Here is a 20,270-nt window from a genome sequence, read left to right as displayed (position 1 = left end):
GATGACGAGCGTACACGAAGAAATTTCTGCACATTCACAGAAACAACATGCCCATATCCAATCTTTTCTTGCACTTGAACAAAAAAGAGAGCAGGCGATTGAATCGGCTGTGAAAAAATGTGAACACAATGAACCATTTTCAACAGATGAGATCAATGCCATTACGTCTAAAATGAATGAGCTTGCTCGAGGCGGAATTGTTCCGCTTCGTAAACATGTCACGATTGAGATGGTGGAGGAATACACCCAGCGTAAACAGAAGTAAAGAGTAACTTTCTCATTTTTGGTCATCTTAACAAATGAACCAGAAAGGGGAATGTTCATGGCAAAAAAGCAAAACGTAAAGCAGCAGGAGGAGCGCATGCCGAAGGAAAAAGGCATGCCATCCTACGCAGAAGCGGAAACGAAAAAAATGCAATATGGTAAAAAGTAATCGGGCTGCCTCTTCTTTATCAAAAGAAGAAGGCGCCTTTTTTATGTTCGTTTCGATGTTCTATGATAGAATAGGAGTATTGTTTATAAAAAGGGAGTTTAGATGAATGAATAAACACGTCTTACTTGTAGATGGCATGGCACTTCTTTTTAGGTCGTTTTATGCGACGGCTGTCCATCGCAATTTTATGATAAATGATCGTGGTGTGCCGACAAATGGAGTGAATGGTTATTTGAAGCATTTGTTAACAGCTGTCCAAACATTTGAGCCGACTCATATCGTATGCTGCTGGGATATGGGGAGCCAGACATACCGGAACGAATTGTTTCAAGATTATAAAGCCAATCGAGGCGAGGCGCCTGTTGAGCTTATCCCACAGTTTGATTTAGCAAAAGAGGCGACAGAAGAACTGGGGATCATGAACATTGGTGTGAAAGGTTTTGAAGCAGATGATTGTATTGGAACGCTTGCATCAATCTATCAAAACGAAGCACATGTGACCGTCTTAACAGGAGATAAAGATTTGCTGCAGATCTTGAATGAACAAGTGACCGTGGCTTTAATGCAAAAAGGCATCGGGAATTATAAGCATTATACAAAAGCCCTTTTTGAAGAGGAAATGGGCATATCTCCAAAGGCGCTGATTGATATGAAAGCGCTGATGGGTGATGCTAGCGATAATTACCCTGGTGTAAAAGGAATCGGCGAAAAAACAGCATTGAAATTTATTCAAACGTATCAAACGATTGATCGACTGTTAGAAAATGTTCATGCATTAACGTCAGCTCAGCAAAAGAAAATGCAAGCAGGATTAGAAGATTTGAAGCTTTCTCGTATACTGGCAGAAATTAAATGTGATGTACCACTCAGCTGTCCGATTGACGAAACAAAAATAAAAATGGACCCAGAGCGGGCAGCGACAATGCTTCGCTTGCATCAAATTAAAGGGATCGAACCAATGGTTAACCGCTTAAGTCAATTAGGAATCAGTTAAGGTTAGAAAAAAAAGAAAGGGCTAAAATCAAGTTCATTTTAGCCCTTTGTGTTGCTTTTTTTCGCCTTATTTTCTAATTGCGATATTGGCTGTTTATCTTTTGTCTGCGCATCACCTTGAGGAGTCGTTCCGTTTGTCACACGGCCTCTGTTCTCTTTATCCAATTCGTATCACCTCACACATTAGCATAACCAAAAGAAAAGCGATTCATCCTTTTGAAAGGTGAATCGCTTTTCTAGCGAGCTGATCAGCCACTTGATTTTCCTTGCTCGGAATCCACTTAATGAAAAATAAATCAAATTCGCTTTGAAGCTGCAGCATTTCTTCGATAAAATGACGAAAAGATGGATTTTTAGCAAATCCTGCATTGGCTGCACGATCCACTACTTGTGAATCAGTGCGGAATGACACGGTCCGTAATCCTTTTTCTACGCAAATTTTCATGCCTTCAATGAGCGCGGAAAACTCTGCTTCATGATTGCTCATGATGCCAAGAGGAATGGAGAAAGACTCAGCTTTTCCGTCATATTTCAAGAATATGCCGATGCCAGATGGACCTGGGTTTCCGGCACTAGCACCGTCAATATATATTTCAGCTGGCAATTTATTTCCCCCTTTCATCAATCGGAACCATTTTTTTCGCCGCATAGGCATAAGGTGTGCCAATGGCAGCGACGATAAATTTAATCACATAAGTCGTAATGAAAATTTCGATCCATATATGGAATGGGTAGGTCCCAAGAAAGGCAATGGTTGTGAAAACGAGTGTATCAAGTAGCTGGCTAATCATTGTACTCCCCGCATTTCGCAGCCAGAGCGCACCATCTGAAGGAAATATCCGGCGAATAAACGAATATACATAAACATCTAACATTTGACTGATGATATAAGCAGCAAGACTACCAAGAGCGACCCTTGGCATAAAGCCAAATATCGTTTCTAATGATGATTGGGAAATGTCAGATGGAGCGGGATGGAAAAGCAAAGCCTCCTGCATGACAACAGTTAATGTTAAAAGGGTGGCAAAGCCAATCCAGACAGCTTTTTTCGCTTCGGTTTGTCCATATTTTTCATTTAGGACGTCCGTTGCAAAGAACACACTGCCATATAAAATGTTGCCAAGTGTTGCTGTTAAGCCAAATAATTCAACGGTTTTGACCACTTGTAAATTGGCAGCAACTGTTGCAAAACCAATCCAGACGAAAAGCCCCATCTTGCCAAATCCTTTATAAAATAGAAGAACAATGATAAAATTAATGATCGCAAATAAGATCCAAATACCTTCATTAAACAAGTGACATGAACTTCCTTTCTAAATGTAAAATGTAACTTTTTGATTATAGCATAACGAACGTTTACCTTAAAAGCACGGGAAGGCGATGTGATCAATGAAACTAAGAGCGCACTATACAATGAAAGTGAAATCGATTGGGTCCATTGCTTTTTTCCAAGAAGATTGGATGGAGCTCAAAGAGGCCTTGCTTTTAGCAAAACATATAGACAAAAAAGAACCGCAGTCACTTCTATCATTTGAAGATGAAAAGGGTGCGATGTGGTCGATGAAAGAACTTGAAAAGCTAAACGAAGAACTTAGGCTTGAACCCGATCAGCTTCAGGTCTATTTTGATGCGAGTTTTCGCAAAGAAACAGGTGATGCTGGGCTTGGAATTGTCGTGTATTATCAGCTCGGACAGGATGCATACCGATTAAGGAAGAATCAGCCTTTTCAGAGCACCACGAACAATGAGGCAGAGTATGCGGCTTTATTTGAAGCGGTAAAAGCTTTAAAAGAACTGGGAGCCAGCAGAAACTCTGTTACGATTAGAGGAGATTCTCTTGTTGTGATGAATCAGCTCAAAGGGGAATGGCCTTGTTATGATGATATACATAACAAATGGCTCGACCGAATTGAGGCTGCGATCAAAGAGCTGAAGCTCACGCCAACATATGAAGTCATCGATCGTAAACAAAATGCAGAAGCAGATCAGCTTGCCAGACAGATACTTGCAGACGTCCCTATCGAAAGTAAGTTGAAATTAGAAGCAGACGGAGCTGAATAAAGTGGATAAAAAAACAGCAGTAAAAGAATTAACAGATCTTCAAGACACGTATTGTTCAGATTGCTTGATTAAAAAGCACTTTCGTAAAGAATTTGGCAAAAAATACGCCCACTCCTTTTGTATACAGCAATGCACGGTAGGAGAGAAGATCAAACAATACGGGAATGAATTACTCAAAAAATAAGCGTACACTCCGGTTTTCCCCTAGATGTATCACGCGTTCACGAAAAAAAAACGAATAGAATGTGTAAAAAAAGAACATATTCTGAAAAATGAGCCGATATAACTATAGAAAGTTTTGGTTGAGTTACTTTTTGACTAAGTGACGGATAATAGAGGAAAAGGGGAAGGCCGGCATGGATAATAAGGATTTTGAAACGGTATTACATCGGACATTTCAAGAGGTGTACAGTGATCTAGAGCAACTGGTAGATGTAGCAAAGAAGGGAAGACCTTTTCTCGAAAAAGATATCTCTGAAATTGAACAAAGATTAAAGCAAAATATTTTAGCGATTGAAATTCAGCTGAAAATCAAATAAGAGAGGCATACGCCTCTCTTTATTTTGTCGTTTCATCATTGATTGAGTTGATTAGATTTTTGTTACGTTTGCAGCTTGAGGTCCACGATTACCTTCAACGATTTCAAAAGAAACTTCTTGTCCTTCTTCTAGAGATTTGTAACCGTCACCTTCGATAGCTGTGAAGTGAACGAATACGTCGTCTCCGCCTTCAACTTCAATGAAGCCGAAACCTTTTTCATTATTGAACCATTTTACTTTACCGTTTTGCATATTGCTTTTTCCTCCTAGTACTGTAGCACACCTTTCGGCATACTAAAAAAAATTTTTCATCACCTAACGACTTAAGAAGTTGTTAAATGATGGTTCCACTATACACCATCAAAAGTAAAGCGTCAAGCAGGCAAGCCAAATTTTGAGCAGAATGTTTGATTTTTTTGTTTTTTTAGTGAATGACATTTATCTATAAAACGTCCTAATCTCATGAAACCTAACGTATAACTTGTCCGTATATAGTAAAAATACAGAAAGAGGTGCGTCATGAATCGTTACACAATTGAGGAGTTTGTTCAGAATACGCAGCAAGAAGACAAAGGGGAAGGGGTTTTTGAACTTGAAACACCAAGATTGTTAGAAATTAATTTAACGGATACCATTTGGGCAAAAACAGGCTCCATGGTTTCATATCGCGGGAAAATAAAGTTTGAACGTGAAGGTGTGTTTGAACACGGTGTGTCAAAGATGTTCAAAAAAATGTTATCAGGAGAAGGAACTTCTTTGATGAAGGCCACAGGTGATGGGAAATTATATGTAGCAGACCAAGGGAAAAAAATTTCGATTCTTCGATTGGCTCAAGGGGAGTCTATTTTCGTTAATGGAAACGACTTGCTCGCATTTGAACCGTCTGTTCGGTGGGATATTAAATTAATGAAAAAGGTGTCTGGCATGCTTGCAGGCGGATTATTTAATGTCAAACTTGAAGGACCAGGTCTTGTGGCAATCACAAGTCATTACGAACCGCTGACGCTGATTGTTCAGCCAGGTGATTCCGTTTATACAGATCCGAATGCGACGGTCGCATGGTCAGGAGATTTGCAGACTGAATTTGTGACAGATGTATCGTTCAAAACGTTTATTGGCAGGGGAAGCGGAGAGTCCATTCAAATGAAGTTTAGCGGAAGCGGCTTTGTTGTCGTGCAGCCGTTTGAAGAAGTGTATACAACGAATGGGAATCAAGGTTAAAAGAAGAAAGGTGTCCGTCAATGACGGACACCTTTTTATGATAATGCTTGAGCATACGATTTGTTGCTCATGATCAGATCTGATTGTTCGACGATATCTTCTAAAATGGTTTGAGAAGACTGTTTTAAGTGTAATTTTTTGATGTTTTGTTTCATGGATTCTAATTTTTCTTCGTCTTGCAGCAAGTTGGTGACAGATTCTAAAATGTCTTCATGTCTGTTGATGACAATGGCAGCACCGTAATCTTCAAAGAAAAGAGCATTTTCTTTTTCTTGTCCTGGAACAGGTTTGTAAAGAATAACTGGGACACCAATTGCTGTTGCTTCTGTTAATGTAATTCCGCCCGGTTTTGTAATCATACAGTCCGTTACTCTGAACAATTCATCAATTTGTTCCACATATCCAAGCGCCTTCAATTGATTTGGGTGTGCTTGTTCAAGTTCGCTAAGCGATTGCTTCAGCGCTGCATTCTTACCGCACACAACAACAATTTGTACTTCACTGTCAAGAAGTAGTGCTTCACACAGTTCCTTCACATTTTTTAGTACACCATGGGCACCCGCCATAATGAGAAGGACTTTTTTGTCTGATGATAATCCATATTTTTTATAGATGATCGATTTAGGCACGTCTACTTCAAATTGTGGTCTAATCGGAATGCCTGTTACCTTGACATCGCTTGGATGTGTGCCGATTTCTACTAGCTTTTGTTTCACATAATCGGTTGCAACATAGTATCGGTCAATGTTTTCATGTACCCAAATTTTATGAAGACAAAAGTCTGTCATCACATTAAATGTTGGAATGACTTTACCTGTTTTGTTTCGGTATTCAGGTACAACAATCATCGGGAATGTAATGATGATGATATCCGGATTGTGTAATTGAATTAATTCATCTAGACGCTTATTTCCCATCTTTAAATAAATGTTAAATTTGCGTTTATTGTAAATTTTATCTACACCGTAATAAAACAAGCGATAAAATTGTTTCCCAATGGAGAAGCTCTTTAAATATAAATATTGAGTCACTTCGGACACAATGGGATTTGATTCTTGATACAAATTAGAAACTATCACATGTTCAAACCCTTGGGATTTGCATTCATCATACAGTGTTTTTGCAACCTGCATATGTCCATTTCCATAATTTGCGGTCAAGATTAATATTTTTTTATTGGTATTCAAGAATATTCACCTCAAATGTAATCAACAACAACAAAACTTCGTACGAAACTATAAATCTCATAGGTCTACATATACATAAAGATAACATATAAACAGCGAGAGCATATCATTCGTTACGAAAGAATTAAACTAATTTTAAAAAACAAACAGACTAAATTGATAATGGAAGACAGAGCCATTTGTATTTTAACACATTTTAAGCATTTATCATCAGACTACAGTCTATTTTATTCCCACACATATGGTGTTTCTTGATAAACATAGTAATTAAGCCAATTCATAAACAGCAAAGTAGCATGGGCTTTCCAGCGGTTCACTGGAACTAATGTGTCTCCATCTTCGATGAAATAGTGGACGGGTTTTTTGACTGTATCATGTTTCAACAAATCTCTTTCATATTCCTGCTTCAATGTATCTGTATCGTATTCAGGATGTCCAGTTAAAAATACTTGTTTATCATCATCTGAAACAATTAAACAAACACCAGCTTCCTCAGACGTGCTCAATACTTTTAGATTCGGCGTGTTTTTTAATTGTTCTGTATTAATATCTGTATGCCTAGAATGTGGGACATAGTATACTTCATCGAAACCTCTTACTAATCTTTCTTTTTTCTCTTTGACAAGATGCTCAAAAACACCGAATTTTTTCTCTGGAAGCTTGATTTTTTCAATGCCATAATGATGATAAAGACCGGCCTGTGCCCCCCAGCATATATGGAGAGTAGACGTCACATTCGTTTTACTCCAGTCCAAAATGTCCTGCAGTTCTTTCCAATAGGAAACTTCTTCGAAAGCTAAATGCTCAATTGGTGCACCTGTAATGATCATGCCATCAAATTTTTTATGGCGAATCGAGTCAAAGGTCGTATAAAATTCATCTAGATGCTCTCTCGATGTATTCTTCGGTGTATGTGTACTTGGAATCAAAAATGTAAAATACACTTGCAAAGGAGAATTTCCGAGCATTCTCAGCAGCTGCGTTTCAGTTTGTATTTTTTTTGGCATTAAATTTAAGATCACGATATTCAAAGGACGGATATCTTGTTTGAATGCCCTTGTCTCATCCATGACGAAAATGTTTTCGCTCTCTAGTATTTGTTTTGCCGGCAGATGAACTGGTATGTTAATAGGCAACTCGCCACCCCCTGAACCAAAGCTAATTTCACTTCATTATAGGAACTTTCTGGCGATATTTCAATGTTTCAATTATGTTACAATGAAAAATAGAGCAAAAAAGAAAGCTGTTTCTGTCAAAAAAGGAGGCCATTAATCATGATCACAAAGCATTTATCAGATATTGACATTGCCCAAAAGGCAAAGCTGAGACCGATTCAAGACATCGCAGCAAAATTACAAATACATGACGAAGAATTAGAATGCTATGGTTTCACAAAAGCGAAAATATCTTTGACTATTTTTGACCGTTTAAAGGAACAAAAAGAAGGAAATGTGATTCTTGTGACTTCGATCAACCCAACGCCAGCAGGTGAGGGGAAGTCCACCGTAACAGTTGGCCTCGGTCAAGCCTTCGAGAAAATTGGGAAAAAAGCGATCATTGCCATGCGTGAACCTTCACTAGGTCCCACAATGGGTATTAAAGGCGGTGCAGCTGGCGGCGGATATTCACAGGTGTTGCCTATGGAAGAAATCAATCTTCATTTCACAGGGGATTTTCATGCGATTACATCTGCACATAACGCTTTATCTGCTTTTATTGATAATCATATCCATCACGGAAATGAGCTTGGGATCGACGCACGCCGAATTGTATGGAAACGAGTGTTAGATTTAAACGATCGTGCTCTAAGACAAGTGGTCGTAGGACTTGGCGGTCAATTAAATGGGTACCCTAGAGAAGATGGATTTGATATTACGGTTGCATCCGAAATGATGGCCATCCTCTGTTTAGCAGACGACTTAAACGATCTAAAAAAACGTCTTTCTTCTATTGTTGTTGCCTACAATCAAGAAGGTGAACCGGTCACAGTTGGAAATCTAGGATATGAAGGCGTATTAACCTTACTTTTAAAAGATGCGCTGAAACCAAACCTTGTTCAAACGATTGAAGGAACTCCAGCCCTTGTTCATGGTGGTCCTTTTGCCAATATTGCACATGGATGCAATAGTTTAATTGCCACAAAAATGGCGGCAAAACTAGCAGATTACGTTGTAACAGAAGCGGGATTTGGTGCAGACCTCGGCGCGGAAAAATTTCTTCACATCAAAACAAGAGCCGGTGATTTTAAACCAGGCGCTGTTGTCATTGTAGCAACTGTCAGGGCGCTAAAAATGCATGGCGGAATGCAGAAAACAGAGCTCAAGGAAGCAAATGCACAGGCTGTATTAGAAGGTATACATAATTTAGAGAAGCATATTGAAACAGTGCAAGCCTTCGGTCTACCATACATCGTTGCAGTGAACCGTTTTATTACCGATACAAAAGAAGAAATTCAAGCAATAGAAAACTGGTGCGAAACGAATGGACATCCAGTCAAAGCCGTCAATGTATGGGAAGAAGGGGGAGCTGGCGGCGTAGCACTTGCCGAAGAGCTCACGACACTCATTGAAAAGAATGAAAACAGCTTTTCTTATTTATATGAGGAGCAAGATTCCATTGAAGAAAAGTTGTCAAAAGTCGCCAAAGTGGTTTATGGTGCAGACGGCATCAACCTTACATCAAAAGCAAGAAAGCAGCTAGCTGCAATTGAGAAAAATGGCTGGGCCCATTTGCCGGTTTGTATGGCAAAAACGCAATATTCACTATCGGATGATCCGGCTTTAATCGGCAGACCAAAAGGCTTCACCGTTACGATTCGAGAGTTAAAACCATCTGTAGGAGCAGGTTTTATTGTTGCACTAACGGGAAGCATTCTGACCATGCCAGGTCTCCCTAAAAAACCTGCAGCACTTGAGATGGATTTATTAGAAGACGGCAGTGTGACTGGACTCTTTTAGCAGGAAGCATAAAAAGCGATTTTCTAAAAGAAGCATGTTACGATAGGAAAAAGTGAATCCTAGGAGGCTATGAGATGTCAATTTATGATATTCAGGTCAAGACCATTAACGGTCAGGAAAAATCAATGGCAGATTACAAAGGGAAAGTACTGATCATCGTGAACACAGCGAGCAAATGTGGACTGACCCCTCAATTTAAACAATTACAAGAGTTATACGATCAATATCATGAAAAGGGCCTTGAAATTTTAGGATTTCCGTGCAATCAATTTATGAATCAAGAGCCAGAAGGGGAAGAAGCAATTCAAGAATTCTGTTCGTTAAACTATGGTGTGACCTTCCCGATGTTTGCAAAAGTAGATGTCAATGGTGACAATGCGCATCCGCTTTTCAAATACTTAACGAGTCATGCGAAAGGTGTGCTTGGTACAAAAACGGTGAAATGGAATTTTACAAAATTTATCGTTGACCAAAACGGAGAAGTGACTGAACGATTCTCTCCTAAAACACCACCAAAAGAATTAGAAAGCTCCATTATCGCTCTTTTGGAGAAATAAGCATGTATTCGAGTAAGCAGCAAGAACAATTGGAGGCAGCTGCCTCCTTTGTTTCAAAACAGCTAAAGAATGAACCGACAGGACACGATGAAGCTCATATCAATCGTGTTCGCCAGCTTGCCGTCCATATTGCACAACAGGAGGGCGGGGCGCTTTTTGTCATTGAAATGGCAGCGATTGTCCATGATGTAATTGATGACAAGCTGTCTAGTGAATGGAAGCTTTCACCGCATGATCTCAAGCAGCAGCTCCTTTTGTGGGAAGTGGACACGCGAGATATTCGCTATATCATGGATATCATTACAACGATGTCTTTTCGTCACCGGCATATGCAGCATAAGCCAGTGACATTAGAAGGGGCCATTGTTCAAGATGCAGATCGACTGGATGCGATAGGTGCAACTGGGATTGCAAGGGTGTTTACATATGCCGGTGCAAAAGGGGAGCCTCACTATACAGAGGGTGCTCACCAAGGCACAGTACTTTTGCATATGCAAGAAAAGCTGCTTCAATTAAAAGACTTGATGAACACACGTGCTGGAAAGCAGCTGGCTCATGAGCGACATGAGTTTATGTGTCTATTTATTAAGACATGGAAAGAAGAATGCGGCCTTACAGATGAGTAGGGTCTTTATGTGTGTAAGGAGGATGTATAGATGAAAATAACTGCCATAGAACCAACGCCAAGCCCGAATACAATGAAAGTCATTTTGACAGAAGCGCTTGCAGGCGGTAAAAGCAATAACTACAAAAAAGATCAAAAAGACGAAGCGCCAGAGATGATTAAGCGCATTTTAACCATTGAAGGTGTAAAAGGTGTTTACCATGTAGCTGATTTCTTAGCGGTTGAGCGCAATGCGAAATTTGACTGGCAAGGTATTTTACAGCAAGTCAGAGAAGCCTTTGGACAAGAAACAGAAGGGCTTCAGGGAGCATCGCAGTCAGGTGATGACACATTTGGAGAAGTCAAAGTGTTTGTTCAAATGTTTAATGGGATTCCGATGCAGGTGAAGCTGACAGACGGTGAAAGAGAAGAACGATTTGGAATGCCTGAACGTTTCCAGGCAGCGATTTTAAAGCTAAGAAGCAGTTCAGATAATGTTGTATTTGAACGTGTGTGGAAAGAACATGGCGTACGTTTTGGAGAATTCGCTGATATCGGTCAAGAAGTCACAGAAGAGCTGCAAGCTGCATATGACGACGAGCGTTTATCCCGTTTAACAGAGGCAGTGAAGGAAGGTCAAGAGGCTGTAGATAAACAAGTGAACCGAAAAGCATATGATGTGACAGAAGAGATGCTGCGCGATGAAGATTGGAAGAAACGTTTTGCTCATTTAGAGCAAATGCAGCCAGAGAAAAAAGATATACCTGTTTTAATGAAAGCGATGGAGGATCCAAAAACATCGATTCGCAGACAAGCTGTTGTGAATGCTGGCATGATTGAAGATCCAGCCATTTTGCCTATTTTGTATAAAGGGCTTGAAGATAAAACAGTGACAGTTAGAAGAACTGCAGGAGATTGTATTTCGGATCTTGGTGATCCTAGTGCGATTGAAGCGATGATCCAAGCCTTAAAGGACCCAAGTAAGCTTGTCCGCTGGCGTGCGGCCATGTTCCTTTATGAAGAAGGTGACGAAACAGCACTAGAAGCTTTAAAAGAAGCGGAGCAGGACCCTGAATTTGAAGTCAGTCTTCAAGTAAAAATGGCCATCGAACGAATTGAGCACGGAGAAGAAGCAAAAGGCTCTGTGTGGAAGCAAATGACAGAAAGTAGAAAAAATGCATCAGAATCATAAGAAAGACGAGCAGGCTGCCAATAAAAGGCAGCTTGTTTTCTGAAAATGGCTTTTTTATTGGCAGAAAAATTTTTTTAGAAAAATTATTTTGAATATTGTTGAAATATGAGAAAAAACTCTATATAGTAGTACCAATATAGAATATTGGAGGTCAGATTTTATGACACAATCCTTGCTGAGCACTTGCTTCAGCAGAGAAATCAGTCACTATCTATTATAGGTGGCTAAATAAACAGAAAATTTGTAAAATAAAATGAACTCAAAATCATACAGTCAACAAGACTAGTAGTATAGGAGGCTTTTTAAACAGATGGCAGAACTTCGCAGTAATATGATTAAACAAGGAATTGACAGAGCACCTCACCGAAGCTTACTAAGAGCAGCTGGGGTAAAAGATGAGGATTTTGGCAAACCGTTTATTGCCGTATGTAATTCCTATATTGATATTGTCCCAGGGCATGTCCATCTTCAGGAATTCGGAAAAATTGTGAAAGAAGCCATTCGTGAAGCTGGCGGTGTTCCATTTGAATTCAATACAATTGGGGTAGATGATGGTATTGCGATGGGGCATATTGGGATGAGATATTCATTGCCAAGCCGTGAAATCATTGCTGATTCAGTAGAGACCGTGGTGTCGGCACACTGGTTTGATGGCATGGTTTGTATTCCTAACTGTGATAAAATCACGCCAGGTATGATGATGGCTGCCATGCGTGTGAATATCCCAACTGTATTTGTCAGTGGTGGACCGATGGAAGCTGGTAGAACAAGTGATGGCAGAAAAATTTCTCTTTCTTCTGTCTTTGAAGGCGTAGGCGCATACCAATCAGGGAAAATTAATGAAGAGGAATTAAACGAATTAGAGCAATTTGGCTGTCCAACATGCGGATCTTGCTCTGGTATGTTTACAGCAAACTCAATGAACTGTTTAGCAGAGGCGCTAGGGATTGCTCTTCCTGGAAATGGAACCATTTTGGCGACTTCACCAGAACGAAGAGAATTTGCGAAGAAGTCAGCAAAACAATTGATGGAGCTAATCAAAAAAGACATTAAACCACGTGATATTGTCACTGAAAAAGCGATTGATAACGCATTTGCTTTAGATATGGCACTTGGTGGTTCAACCAATACAGTTCTTCATACATTGGCGATTGCAAATGAAGCAGGCGTTGAATATTCACTTGAACGCATCAATGAAGTCGCAGAACGTGTACCGCATTTATCGAAACTTGCTCCAGCTTCAGATGTATATATTGAAGATTTACATGAAGCTGGCGGAGTGACCGCTGCACTAAATGAATTGTCCAAAAAAGAGGGGGCTCTTCATTTAGATACCATGACCGTCACAGCGAAAACGTTAGGCGAGAATATTGCAGGTCATGAGGTAAAAGATTATAACGTCATTTATCCAATTGACAAGCCATTTACTGAAAAGGGCGGTTTAGCCGTTTTATTTGGAAACCTTGCGCCAGATGGAGCAATCATTAAAACAGGCGGTGTACAAGACGGCATCACACGTCATGAAGGACCTGCGATCGTATTTGAATCCCAAGAGGAAGCACTTGAAGGAATCATTAATCGAAAAGTAGAAGCAGGACATGTTGTCATTATTCGTTATGAAGGACCTAAAGGCGGTCCCGGTATGCCTGAAATGCTTGCACCAACTTCACAAATTGTTGGAATGGGACTTGGTCCAAAGGTTGCTTTAATTACAGACGGACGATTCTCCGGTGCTTCTCGCGGATTGTCTATTGGACACGTTTCTCCAGAGGCAGCAGAAGGTGGCCCGCTTGCCTTTGTTGAAAATGGTGATCATGTCGTTGTCGATATCGAAAAACGCATTTTAAGCGTAGATGTCCCGGAAGAAGAATGGGAAAAAAGAAAAGCAAACTGGAAAGGCTTTGAGCCAAAAGTAAAAACAGGTTACCTTGCCAGATACTCAAAACTTGTGACATCAGCCAATACAGGCGGAATCATGAAAATTTAATGTGAAATTGAACATTTGAAAATTGGCTCTCTCTATAGTATCCTTTATTCACAACATAAGGATTATAGAGGGGGCTTTTTTATGTCAATGGCATATGAAGAATATATGCGTCAGCTCGTCGTACCAATGCGCCAAGAACTGACAAGTGCAGGGTTTCAAGAATTGACGACTGAAGAAGAAGTAGAAAAAACGATGCAGGAAGCAGAAGGAACAACATTTGTTGTCGTCAATTCCGTATGCGGATGTGCTGCCGGTTTAGCACGCCCTGCTGCTACTCAAGCTGTCATGAAAGCAGAAAAAGCACCAGATCGAATGGTGACGGTCTTTGCTGGTCAGGACCGGGAAGCTACGGCTAAAATGAGAGAATACTTCACAGGTGAGGAGCCATCTTCTCCATCTATGGCACTTTTAAAAGGAAATGAACTCGTTCACTTTATCCCGCGTGACGAAATTGAAGGTCATGAAATGGAAGATATTATGAAGAACGTCTTATCTGCATTTGAAAAACATTGCTAATACAAATGTTGAAATGTCCTGTGATCCATCAGGGCATTTTTTCTTGATTATGATGGAGGAACGTCATGCTCATTACAACAAGCTTTAGAGCAAATGAACAAACAATTGAAACGGCAAAGGCCCTCGCAAAGGACTTGCATGGTGAGTATATCGAGCGGCGCAAACAATCTGTCAAACAGTTTGCGATCAAGCGGGGGGATGTACTGGTTGTTGGGAAAAAACGATTTGAATGGTATCAGCCAAATGGTGAAAAGTTCTTTTTCCATCCAAGCTCAGCGATGTTTAGGGTGAAGCGGGTTCTGCGAGGGGAAAAAGATCCATTAATAGAAGCAGCACAATTAAAGCCGGGCGATTCCTTTTTAGATTGTACGCTTGGCTTAGGATCTGATGCGATTACCGCAAGCTGCGCTACAGGAGCCAATGGAAAAGTGTCCGGTATTGAAAAAAATCCGATGACGGCATTGCTTGTTCGAGAAGGACTCAGCACTTGGGAAACGGGTGTGAAAGAGGCAGACGAAGCGATGAAACGGATATCTGTCATCAGCGGGGATAGTATTGAGCAGTTAAAGAAGCTCCCTGATCGATCCTATGATATCGTCTATTTTGACCCGATGTTTGAAGAAACCATACAAGAGTCTGCTAGTATGATGCCGCTTCGTCATGCAGCTGAGCATCATTTTGACCATGAAACCGCTGTGAAAGAAGCAATGAGAGTGGCTAGAAAAAGAGTGGTTTTAAAAGATCATTGGAAAAGCACACGATTTACCACTGATTCCTATCAATTTCAGGTGATGAAACGTAAAACCGCCCAATTCCATTACGGATATATCTCAATAGAAGAAGACAAATCAACAAAACTTTAATCACTCTTAACAATTAAAAAAGCCCTATTTCAGGGCTTTTAATCGGTGATCTCCATATAGACAAAATAAAATAACGTCAGCAAGGAAGCTGTGATGAAAAACCCTTCAAGCATATCCATTCCTCCCAAATTTTAGTCGTCGTTACTGTCATTGTAAACGTTTTATCATGAAAAAGAAAGTCTCAACTCAATGACCAAATTGAATGACTGAAAATTCATTATATGCTAGAATAGCAGTATGATAACTTATGGAAGGAATTAGATATCATGAAAATGTGGATGAGAAAAACGCTCGTTGCACTCTTTACGATTGCGACTTTTGGTTTAATCTCTCCTCCATCAGCTTTGATGACAGACAAGCCATCTGAACTTTCTTCATCTGATAAATCACCTTATACAGCAGTTTATGATACACCAGATGATACGCGCAGCTGGGAATTATCGCAAGAAGACAACAAAGAGCGGGTAGACCCCTTTGAGCAATATAAGCAAGAGGTTCTATCAAGTGCAGAAAACCAATCCTTTCTCAAATTTGGTCGTAAAATCACACCTGTCATTGAGGACGAGTATAGAGAAGAGATTCAACCAAAAATTGAACAAGTGTTAACCGACTTTTTAACAAATTTCAAAGATGACGAAAAATTTCAAGATGTTGTTTTAACTGATCAGCCTTCAAGCGGAAATGGGGAAAAAATCTTCCACATTTATAATAGAAAGACTGGAGAAGATTTGCTTCGTTTTCATGTCAGGAGAGATCAGCCGCCTCACAGCGGATATTGGTTTAACTTTCACTACCATACAGCAGAAGATGGATTCCAGACGCATCATGAACTCGGTAATATTTACTGGGATAAAAACACCCCGCCGAGCTGGATGAGCCACTAGAAGGAGATGTCATGCCAATTGAAAAAGTATACAATGAACGAAATGGTTCGCATTACAAAACAGATGTTAAACGAGCGTGGAGTGAAAATAGAAGATATTGCACACATTGTGCTGAAACTCCAAGAGAAATACAACCCAAATCTTCCACTTAGTGTCTGCGTTGAAAATGTTGAAAAAGTGCTGAATAAAAGGGAAATTGTCCACGCAGTTTTGACAGGACTTGCTCTAGATCAGCTGGCAGAAAAAAAGCTTTTGCCAGAACCTTTGCAGCATTTAGTTGAAACAGATGAACCGCTATATGGAATTGATGAGATTATTCCGCTTTCCATTGTCAATGTATATGGATCAATCGGTTTGACCAACTTCGGTTATCTAGACAAAGAGAAATTTGGTATTATTAGAGAATTAGATGAAGGTCGTCCTGGTGAAGTACACACCTTCCTTGATGACCTTGTCGCTGCGCTTGCCGCTGCAGCAGCAAGTCGCATAGCTCACTCTCACCAAGATATTAAGGACGAAGAGCAGGATCGAGTGAATCAAGCATAAAAAGAAAAACATGTCTGCTCATCTTGCAGACATGTTTTTTTGGTTTCAACAAAAGCAGAAATAAGGTAAACTACAACAAGAACATAAATAAAGGATGAAAAAAATGAAACAATACAAAGAGTTATGCCGTCATGTATTACAGCACGGGGATGAAAAAGGTGACAGAACAGGAACAGGCACTATCAGCACGTTCGGTTACCAAATGAGATTTGATTTACAGGAAGGGTTTCCTTTATTAACAACAAAGAAATTACACCTGAAATCAATCATTCATGAGTTACTGTGGTTTTTAAAAGGTGATACAAATGTCAAATATCTTCAAGAAAATGGTGTCCGTATTTGGAATGAATGGGCAGATGAAAATGGAGAGCTAGGGCGTGTGTATGGTGCGCAGTGGAGATCATGGGCGAGTGGAGACGGAGAGACAGTAGATCGAATCAGCAAGCTGATCCATGATATTGAGAATCATCCTAATTCGAGAAGATTGATTGTCAGTGCGTGGAATCCAGGAGAAATTGATCAGATGGCGCTGCCTCCTTGTCATTGCTTGTTTCAATTTTATGTATCAAACGGTAAATTATCGTGCCAGCTCTATCAACGTTCGGCAGATATCTTTTTAGGTGTGCCTTTCAATATTGCTTCGTATGCACTTCTAACGATGATGATTGCCAAAGTGACAAACCTTGAGCCAGGAGAGTTTATTCATACGCTAGGAGATGCTCATATTTATCAAAATCATCTTCCGCAGGTCAAAATGCAGTTAGAGCGTGAGGAGCGCACACTTCCGCAGCTTCGCATCACTAGAGATGTCAAAAGTATTTTTGATTTTACGTTTGATGATTTTGTGCTCGAGAACTATGATCCACATCCGCATATTAAAGGAGAAGTCAGTGTATGATTTCCATGATAGTGGCGACAGGAAAAGACAGAGTCATTGGCAAAGATAATCAAATGCCTTGGCATTTACCCGCTGATTTAGCGTATTTTAAAAAAGTCACAAGTGGCCATACCATTGTCATGGGCAGAAAAACGTTTGAATCAATTGGACGAGCACTGCCTAACCGCCGGAATATCGTGTTGACCACAAGTTCTTCTTTTCAAGCTGAAGGATGCGAGGTGGTCCATTCAATCGATGATATTTTAACCATTGCGAAGACCGAGGAAGAATTATTGATCATTGGCGGGTCTAAGCTGTATGAGGAAATGATGCCATACGCAGATCGTCTATATATCACGCACATTCATCATTCATTTGAAGGCGACCGTTTCTTCCCTTATTACGATGAAGAGAATTGGACGGTTGTATCACGTGAAAAAGGCCATCGTGACGAAAAGAACCCCTACAATTATGAATTTGTCGTCTATGACAGAAAAGAAGGATAAGTGAGTAGGAGGAGTACGGTTGTTTCGTTATTGGTTTTTAACGATTTATGTTGTTGTATCCTTTTTTAAAAGTATAAGGCATTTGTATGATCATGAATTAACGGATCCACGCATTTCCTATACGAAACGAATGCATCTCATCCATGAGCATGCAAAAAGGTTTGCCAGAGGGTGTATTGATCAATCAGGGTCGGTCATGACCATTCATCAGCAAAAAAAGCTGCCAGATGGTCCTGTTATTTATGTCACAGAAGCACATCATCCAGTGACGACGACATTGCTGATTGGTCACTTAGAGAAGCCATTTGCTTTTATGGCAAAACCGCATCTGTTTCGCTATCCCATCTTAAAACAATGGTTGAAGAAGATGGCGGTGATCAAGCAGAATCAATCTGATGAGGCGTTATTAGAAGAAGCAAGAGAAAGAGTTCTATCTGGCCAGAGTCTGTTGCTTTCTGAACAGTATCGTGTCATGGCAGAAACGCTTGCTGAAGAATGTAACTGCTCACTTGTTCCGGTTGAAACAAGCGGCACAGACCGTCTTTTAACAGGGAAGATCGTCAAAAGACTTCGTCCAGTTAATGTCGATATCCATATCAAAGCACCGGTCAAGATGAGTGATTACGCACAAAAGCGCGCATAGAAAAAACCAGCATCCACATTCGGATGCTGGTTTTTTGATCATGCTGGGATGTTGACACAATAAAATAGAATGCAGAAGAACATGGATGCACTTCCGCCGAGAACAAAGCTGTGCCAAATCGCATGATGATAGGGAATTTTCCGCCAAATATAAAAGATCGTTCCGACTGAATACAAAATACCGCCTAATAGTAAGAGGCTGAATCCAGCTCCTGTTAATTGAATGTACAGAGGTTTAATTGCGATGATAATCATCCAGCCCATTAATAAATAAACAAGGGTGGATACAATGATAAACCGTTTGACGAAAAAGATTTTAAAAACGATACCGCCTGCAGCAAGCGCCCATACGATTGCAAGAAGAGTATAGCCAAGTGCGCCTTTTAATGGGCCAAGCAAAAATGGCGTATATGTACCAGCAATCAATACATAAATCGCAGAGTGGTCAAGGATTTCAAATACATCTTTTGTTTTTTTGTGCCGAATGCTATGAAGCAAAGTAGAGCTTAAATAAAGCAGCAGCATCGACGCGCCAAATATCGAAAAGCTAATAATGTCAGTGACAGTGCCGTATTGAACAGCGAATAAAACGAGAAAAACAATGGCGGGAATGGATAAAATGACGCCAATGCCATGTGTAATTGCGTTGGCAATTTCTTCTTTTACAGTAAACAATGGATGTCCTCCTTTATTGAACCGGTATATAACCATCAAGCGACTTCAGAAATGAGAGACCTTCAAGTGTAATCTTCGTTCCAGCTCTGCCTTTCCCTTTCGTCACATAGGCTTTTTTCTCAAGATCATCTAATCGACTCCTGACTTGCTGAGGGGTCAGCGGGATGTCGCCTTGTTTGCTTAACTCAGACAAGATACGTCTGCTGGCTGCTTCTCCTTTTTCATTTAGAGACTTAATGGCTTCGAGTAAGAAAACAAATTCTTGTTTCTCCATAAGCGTGAGCTGGTGTTCTTCTTTTTTTCCTTTACCAGCTGTTTGTTGAGGTAATAATACAAAAGGTGGCAAGTGATGCAAGAAAACTGTTTGCCCTTCGAGAATCGCGGCTGCATAATGAACGATATTTTTGAGCTCCTGGACATTCCCTTCAAACGAATATTGCTGTAAGACTTTCCACACACTTGAGTCGATGTCAGGCGTCATGTTCAGTTCTTGAAAGAAAGCAGCGGTTAAAATAGGAATATCTGTTTTTCGATCTTCTAAAGGCGGGAGAGGGATATGAAGCACATTGAGCCGATAAAACAGCTCAGGTAAAAAACTGGACGAAACGCTCATCGCCTCTAATGATAAAGACGAAGAAGCAATGATTTTTGTTGCAGGAGAATCTTCGAGAAAACGAATGACCTGATGCTGCATAGGAATACTAAATGCGCTGACTTCGTCTAAATAAAGCACATGATTTGCCGCATGAGTAAATGTTTCCTGCAAAGTCACTTCATCTACAATGGGGCAATAGATATATTTCATCGAAGCCTGCGCAGCAAATGAATGGGCCATTTCTTGTGCAAAGCGTGATTTGCCTGTTCCAATTTCACCTGTGATCAACACAGGCTGATCGTTTTTCGTGAATTGTTTTGCCAAATGAATGGCGTGTTTTATATCTTGGTGTTCTCCATATATATTAGCAAACGGATGTGTGGTCATCGAGCGATTCCTTTCTTTTGGTTCTAATTGGTTTTATTATAACACCCA

Annotated in this window: 26 protein-coding genes; 18 read left to right on the top strand and 8 right to left on the bottom strand. The window is 40.2% G+C overall.

The genetic code is table 11. The features are described 5' to 3' along the window. Position 1 precedes the first annotated feature (1 nt). Positions 2-265: a YpbS family protein gene (locus tag AC0VYC_RS10050; protein ID WP_008346351.1), complete on the top strand. Its 264-nt coding sequence runs from the start codon at positions 2-4 to the stop codon at positions 263-265. Positions 266-539: 274 nt separating this feature from the next. Then, positions 540-1,427, top strand: coding sequence for a 5'-3' exonuclease (locus tag AC0VYC_RS10045; RefSeq protein ID WP_475388380.1), 888 nt, complete (start codon positions 540-542; stop codon positions 1,425-1,427). Between the two features lie 38 nt (positions 1,428-1,465). Here the strand turns inward: AC0VYC_RS10045 and AC0VYC_RS10040 are convergent, their stop codons facing one another. From AC0VYC_RS10040 to AC0VYC_RS10030, 3 genes are read right to left on the bottom strand one after another with little or no spacing between them, the layout of a single operon-like run. Continuing rightward, a complete protein-coding gene (locus AC0VYC_RS10040; protein ID WP_008346357.1) occupies positions 1,466-1,591 on the bottom strand; it encodes a hypothetical protein in 126 nt (41 codons plus the stop codon). Between the two features lie 43 nt (positions 1,592-1,634). Beyond that, a complete protein-coding gene (locus AC0VYC_RS10035; RefSeq protein WP_017359712.1) occupies positions 1,635-2,030 on the bottom strand; it encodes a reverse transcriptase-like protein in 396 nt (131 codons plus the stop codon). A 1-nt stretch (position 2,031) separates the two neighbouring features. Next, positions 2,032-2,721, bottom strand: a complete 690-nt coding sequence (locus AC0VYC_RS10030) for a queuosine precursor transporter (protein ID WP_007500834.1) — start codon at positions 2,719-2,721, stop codon at positions 2,032-2,034. A gap of 94 nt (positions 2,722-2,815) precedes the next feature. Here AC0VYC_RS10030 and AC0VYC_RS10025 point away from each other — a divergent pair, with 94 nt between their 5' ends. The 3 genes from AC0VYC_RS10025 (at position 2,816) to AC0VYC_RS10015 (ending at position 4,026) form a co-directional block, all read left to right on the top strand. After that, positions 2,816-3,487: a ribonuclease H family protein gene (locus tag AC0VYC_RS10025; protein ID WP_017367474.1), complete on the top strand. Its 672-nt coding sequence runs from the start codon at positions 2,816-2,818 to the stop codon at positions 3,485-3,487. Between the two features lies 1 nt (position 3,488). Then, the gene (locus tag AC0VYC_RS10020) at positions 3,489-3,671 is read left to right on the top strand and encodes a zinc-finger domain-containing protein (RefSeq protein ID WP_008346366.1); all 183 of its coding nucleotides are present in this window, start codon (positions 3,489-3,491) and stop codon (positions 3,669-3,671) included. 172 nt (positions 3,672-3,843) lie between these two features. Continuing rightward, entirely contained in the window at positions 3,844-4,026 is a 183-nt protein-coding gene (locus tag AC0VYC_RS10015) for a hypothetical protein (protein WP_008346368.1), read from the top strand. A 51-nt stretch (positions 4,027-4,077) separates the two neighbouring features. Here the strand turns inward: AC0VYC_RS10015 and cspD are convergent, their stop codons facing one another. Further along, entirely contained in the window at positions 4,078-4,278 is a 201-nt protein-coding gene (cspD, locus tag AC0VYC_RS10010; RefSeq protein ID WP_003215784.1) for a cold-shock protein CspD, read from the bottom strand. Between the two features lie 267 nt (positions 4,279-4,545). Here cspD and AC0VYC_RS10005 point away from each other — a divergent pair, with 267 nt between their 5' ends. Next, on the top strand, positions 4,546-5,247 hold the full coding sequence (locus tag AC0VYC_RS10005; protein ID WP_007500832.1) for an AIM24 family protein: 702 nt from the start codon (positions 4,546-4,548) through the stop codon (positions 5,245-5,247). 35 nt (positions 5,248-5,282) lie between these two features. Here the strand turns inward: AC0VYC_RS10005 and AC0VYC_RS10000 are convergent, their stop codons facing one another. After that, positions 5,283-6,434, bottom strand: a complete 1,152-nt coding sequence (locus AC0VYC_RS10000) for a diglucosyl diacylglycerol synthase (protein WP_007500831.1) — start codon at positions 6,432-6,434, stop codon at positions 5,283-5,285. 227 nt (positions 6,435-6,661) lie between these two features. Continuing rightward, positions 6,662-7,570 carry a homoserine O-acetyltransferase MetA gene (gene metA, locus AC0VYC_RS09995; protein WP_008346374.1) on the bottom strand — a complete coding sequence of 303 codons (909 nt, stop codon included), beginning with the start codon at positions 7,568-7,570 and terminating at the stop codon, positions 6,662-6,664. A 138-nt stretch (positions 7,571-7,708) separates the two neighbouring features. Here metA and AC0VYC_RS09990 point away from each other — a divergent pair, with 138 nt between their 5' ends. The 12 genes from AC0VYC_RS09990 (at position 7,709) to AC0VYC_RS09935 (ending at position 18,566) form a co-directional block, all read left to right on the top strand. Further along, positions 7,709-9,391, top strand: a complete 1,683-nt coding sequence (locus AC0VYC_RS09990) for a formate--tetrahydrofolate ligase (RefSeq protein ID WP_039165609.1) — start codon at positions 7,709-7,711, stop codon at positions 9,389-9,391. A 74-nt stretch (positions 9,392-9,465) separates the two neighbouring features. Continuing rightward, positions 9,466-9,948: a glutathione peroxidase gene (locus AC0VYC_RS09985; protein ID WP_007500827.1), complete on the top strand. Its 483-nt coding sequence runs from the start codon at positions 9,466-9,468 to the stop codon at positions 9,946-9,948. A gap of 2 nt (positions 9,949-9,950) precedes the next feature. Further along, positions 9,951-10,574 (top strand): HD domain-containing protein, encoded by a 624-nt coding sequence (locus AC0VYC_RS09980; RefSeq protein ID WP_144665659.1) that lies wholly within the window; start codon positions 9,951-9,953, stop codon positions 10,572-10,574. Between the two features lie 30 nt (positions 10,575-10,604). Continuing rightward, a complete protein-coding gene (locus AC0VYC_RS09975) occupies positions 10,605-11,744 on the top strand; it encodes a conserved virulence factor C family protein (RefSeq protein ID WP_268373068.1) in 1,140 nt (379 codons plus the stop codon). A gap of 310 nt (positions 11,745-12,054) precedes the next feature. Next, entirely contained in the window at positions 12,055-13,731 is a 1,677-nt protein-coding gene (gene ilvD / locus AC0VYC_RS09970; RefSeq protein ID WP_007500822.1) for a dihydroxy-acid dehydratase, read from the top strand. A gap of 81 nt (positions 13,732-13,812) precedes the next feature. After that, the gene (locus AC0VYC_RS09965; RefSeq protein ID WP_008346384.1) at positions 13,813-14,247 is read left to right on the top strand and encodes a BrxA/BrxB family bacilliredoxin; all 435 of its coding nucleotides are present in this window, start codon (positions 13,813-13,815) and stop codon (positions 14,245-14,247) included. A gap of 65 nt (positions 14,248-14,312) precedes the next feature. Next, positions 14,313-15,110: a class I SAM-dependent methyltransferase gene (locus tag AC0VYC_RS09960; RefSeq protein ID WP_475388373.1), complete on the top strand. Its 798-nt coding sequence runs from the start codon at positions 14,313-14,315 to the stop codon at positions 15,108-15,110. 266 nt (positions 15,111-15,376) lie between these two features. Further along, positions 15,377-15,994, top strand: a complete 618-nt coding sequence (locus tag AC0VYC_RS09955) for a YpjP family protein (protein ID WP_274660382.1) — start codon at positions 15,377-15,379, stop codon at positions 15,992-15,994. A gap of 18 nt (positions 15,995-16,012) precedes the next feature. Beyond that, positions 16,013-16,540, top strand: a complete 528-nt coding sequence (locus AC0VYC_RS09950) for a phosphatidylglycerophosphatase A family protein (RefSeq protein ID WP_268417681.1) — start codon at positions 16,013-16,015, stop codon at positions 16,538-16,540. Between the two features lie 103 nt (positions 16,541-16,643). Further along, positions 16,644-17,438, top strand: coding sequence for a thymidylate synthase (locus AC0VYC_RS09945; RefSeq protein ID WP_475388370.1), 795 nt, complete (start codon positions 16,644-16,646; stop codon positions 17,436-17,438). After that, positions 17,435-17,923, top strand: coding sequence for a type 3 dihydrofolate reductase (gene folA / locus AC0VYC_RS09940; RefSeq protein WP_024718553.1), 489 nt, complete (start codon positions 17,435-17,437; stop codon positions 17,921-17,923). The genes AC0VYC_RS09945 and folA overlap by 4 nt, the downstream gene beginning before the upstream one ends. Positions 17,924-17,942: 19 nt before the next feature. Continuing rightward, complete coding sequence (locus AC0VYC_RS09935) at positions 17,943-18,566, top strand: lysophospholipid acyltransferase family protein (protein ID WP_035703293.1); 624 nt, start codon at positions 17,943-17,945, stop codon at positions 18,564-18,566. 38 nt (positions 18,567-18,604) lie between these two features. Here AC0VYC_RS09935 and trhA read toward each other — a convergent pair whose 3' ends face one another. Both trhA and AC0VYC_RS09925 read right to left on the bottom strand, forming a co-directional pair. Continuing rightward, the gene (gene trhA, locus AC0VYC_RS09930; RefSeq protein ID WP_008346394.1) at positions 18,605-19,240 is read right to left on the bottom strand and encodes a PAQR family membrane homeostasis protein TrhA; all 636 of its coding nucleotides are present in this window, start codon (positions 19,238-19,240) and stop codon (positions 18,605-18,607) included. Positions 19,241-19,253: 13 nt separating this feature from the next. Next, the gene (locus AC0VYC_RS09925) at positions 19,254-20,222 is read right to left on the bottom strand and encodes a sigma 54-interacting transcriptional regulator (RefSeq protein ID WP_475388367.1); all 969 of its coding nucleotides are present in this window, start codon (positions 20,220-20,222) and stop codon (positions 19,254-19,256) included. Positions 20,223-20,270: the final 48 nt, after the last annotated feature.

This window comes from Bacillus sp. iso_77 (genome assembly GCF_056173625.1).
This window is presented reverse-complemented; position numbering and strand designations above follow the sequence as displayed.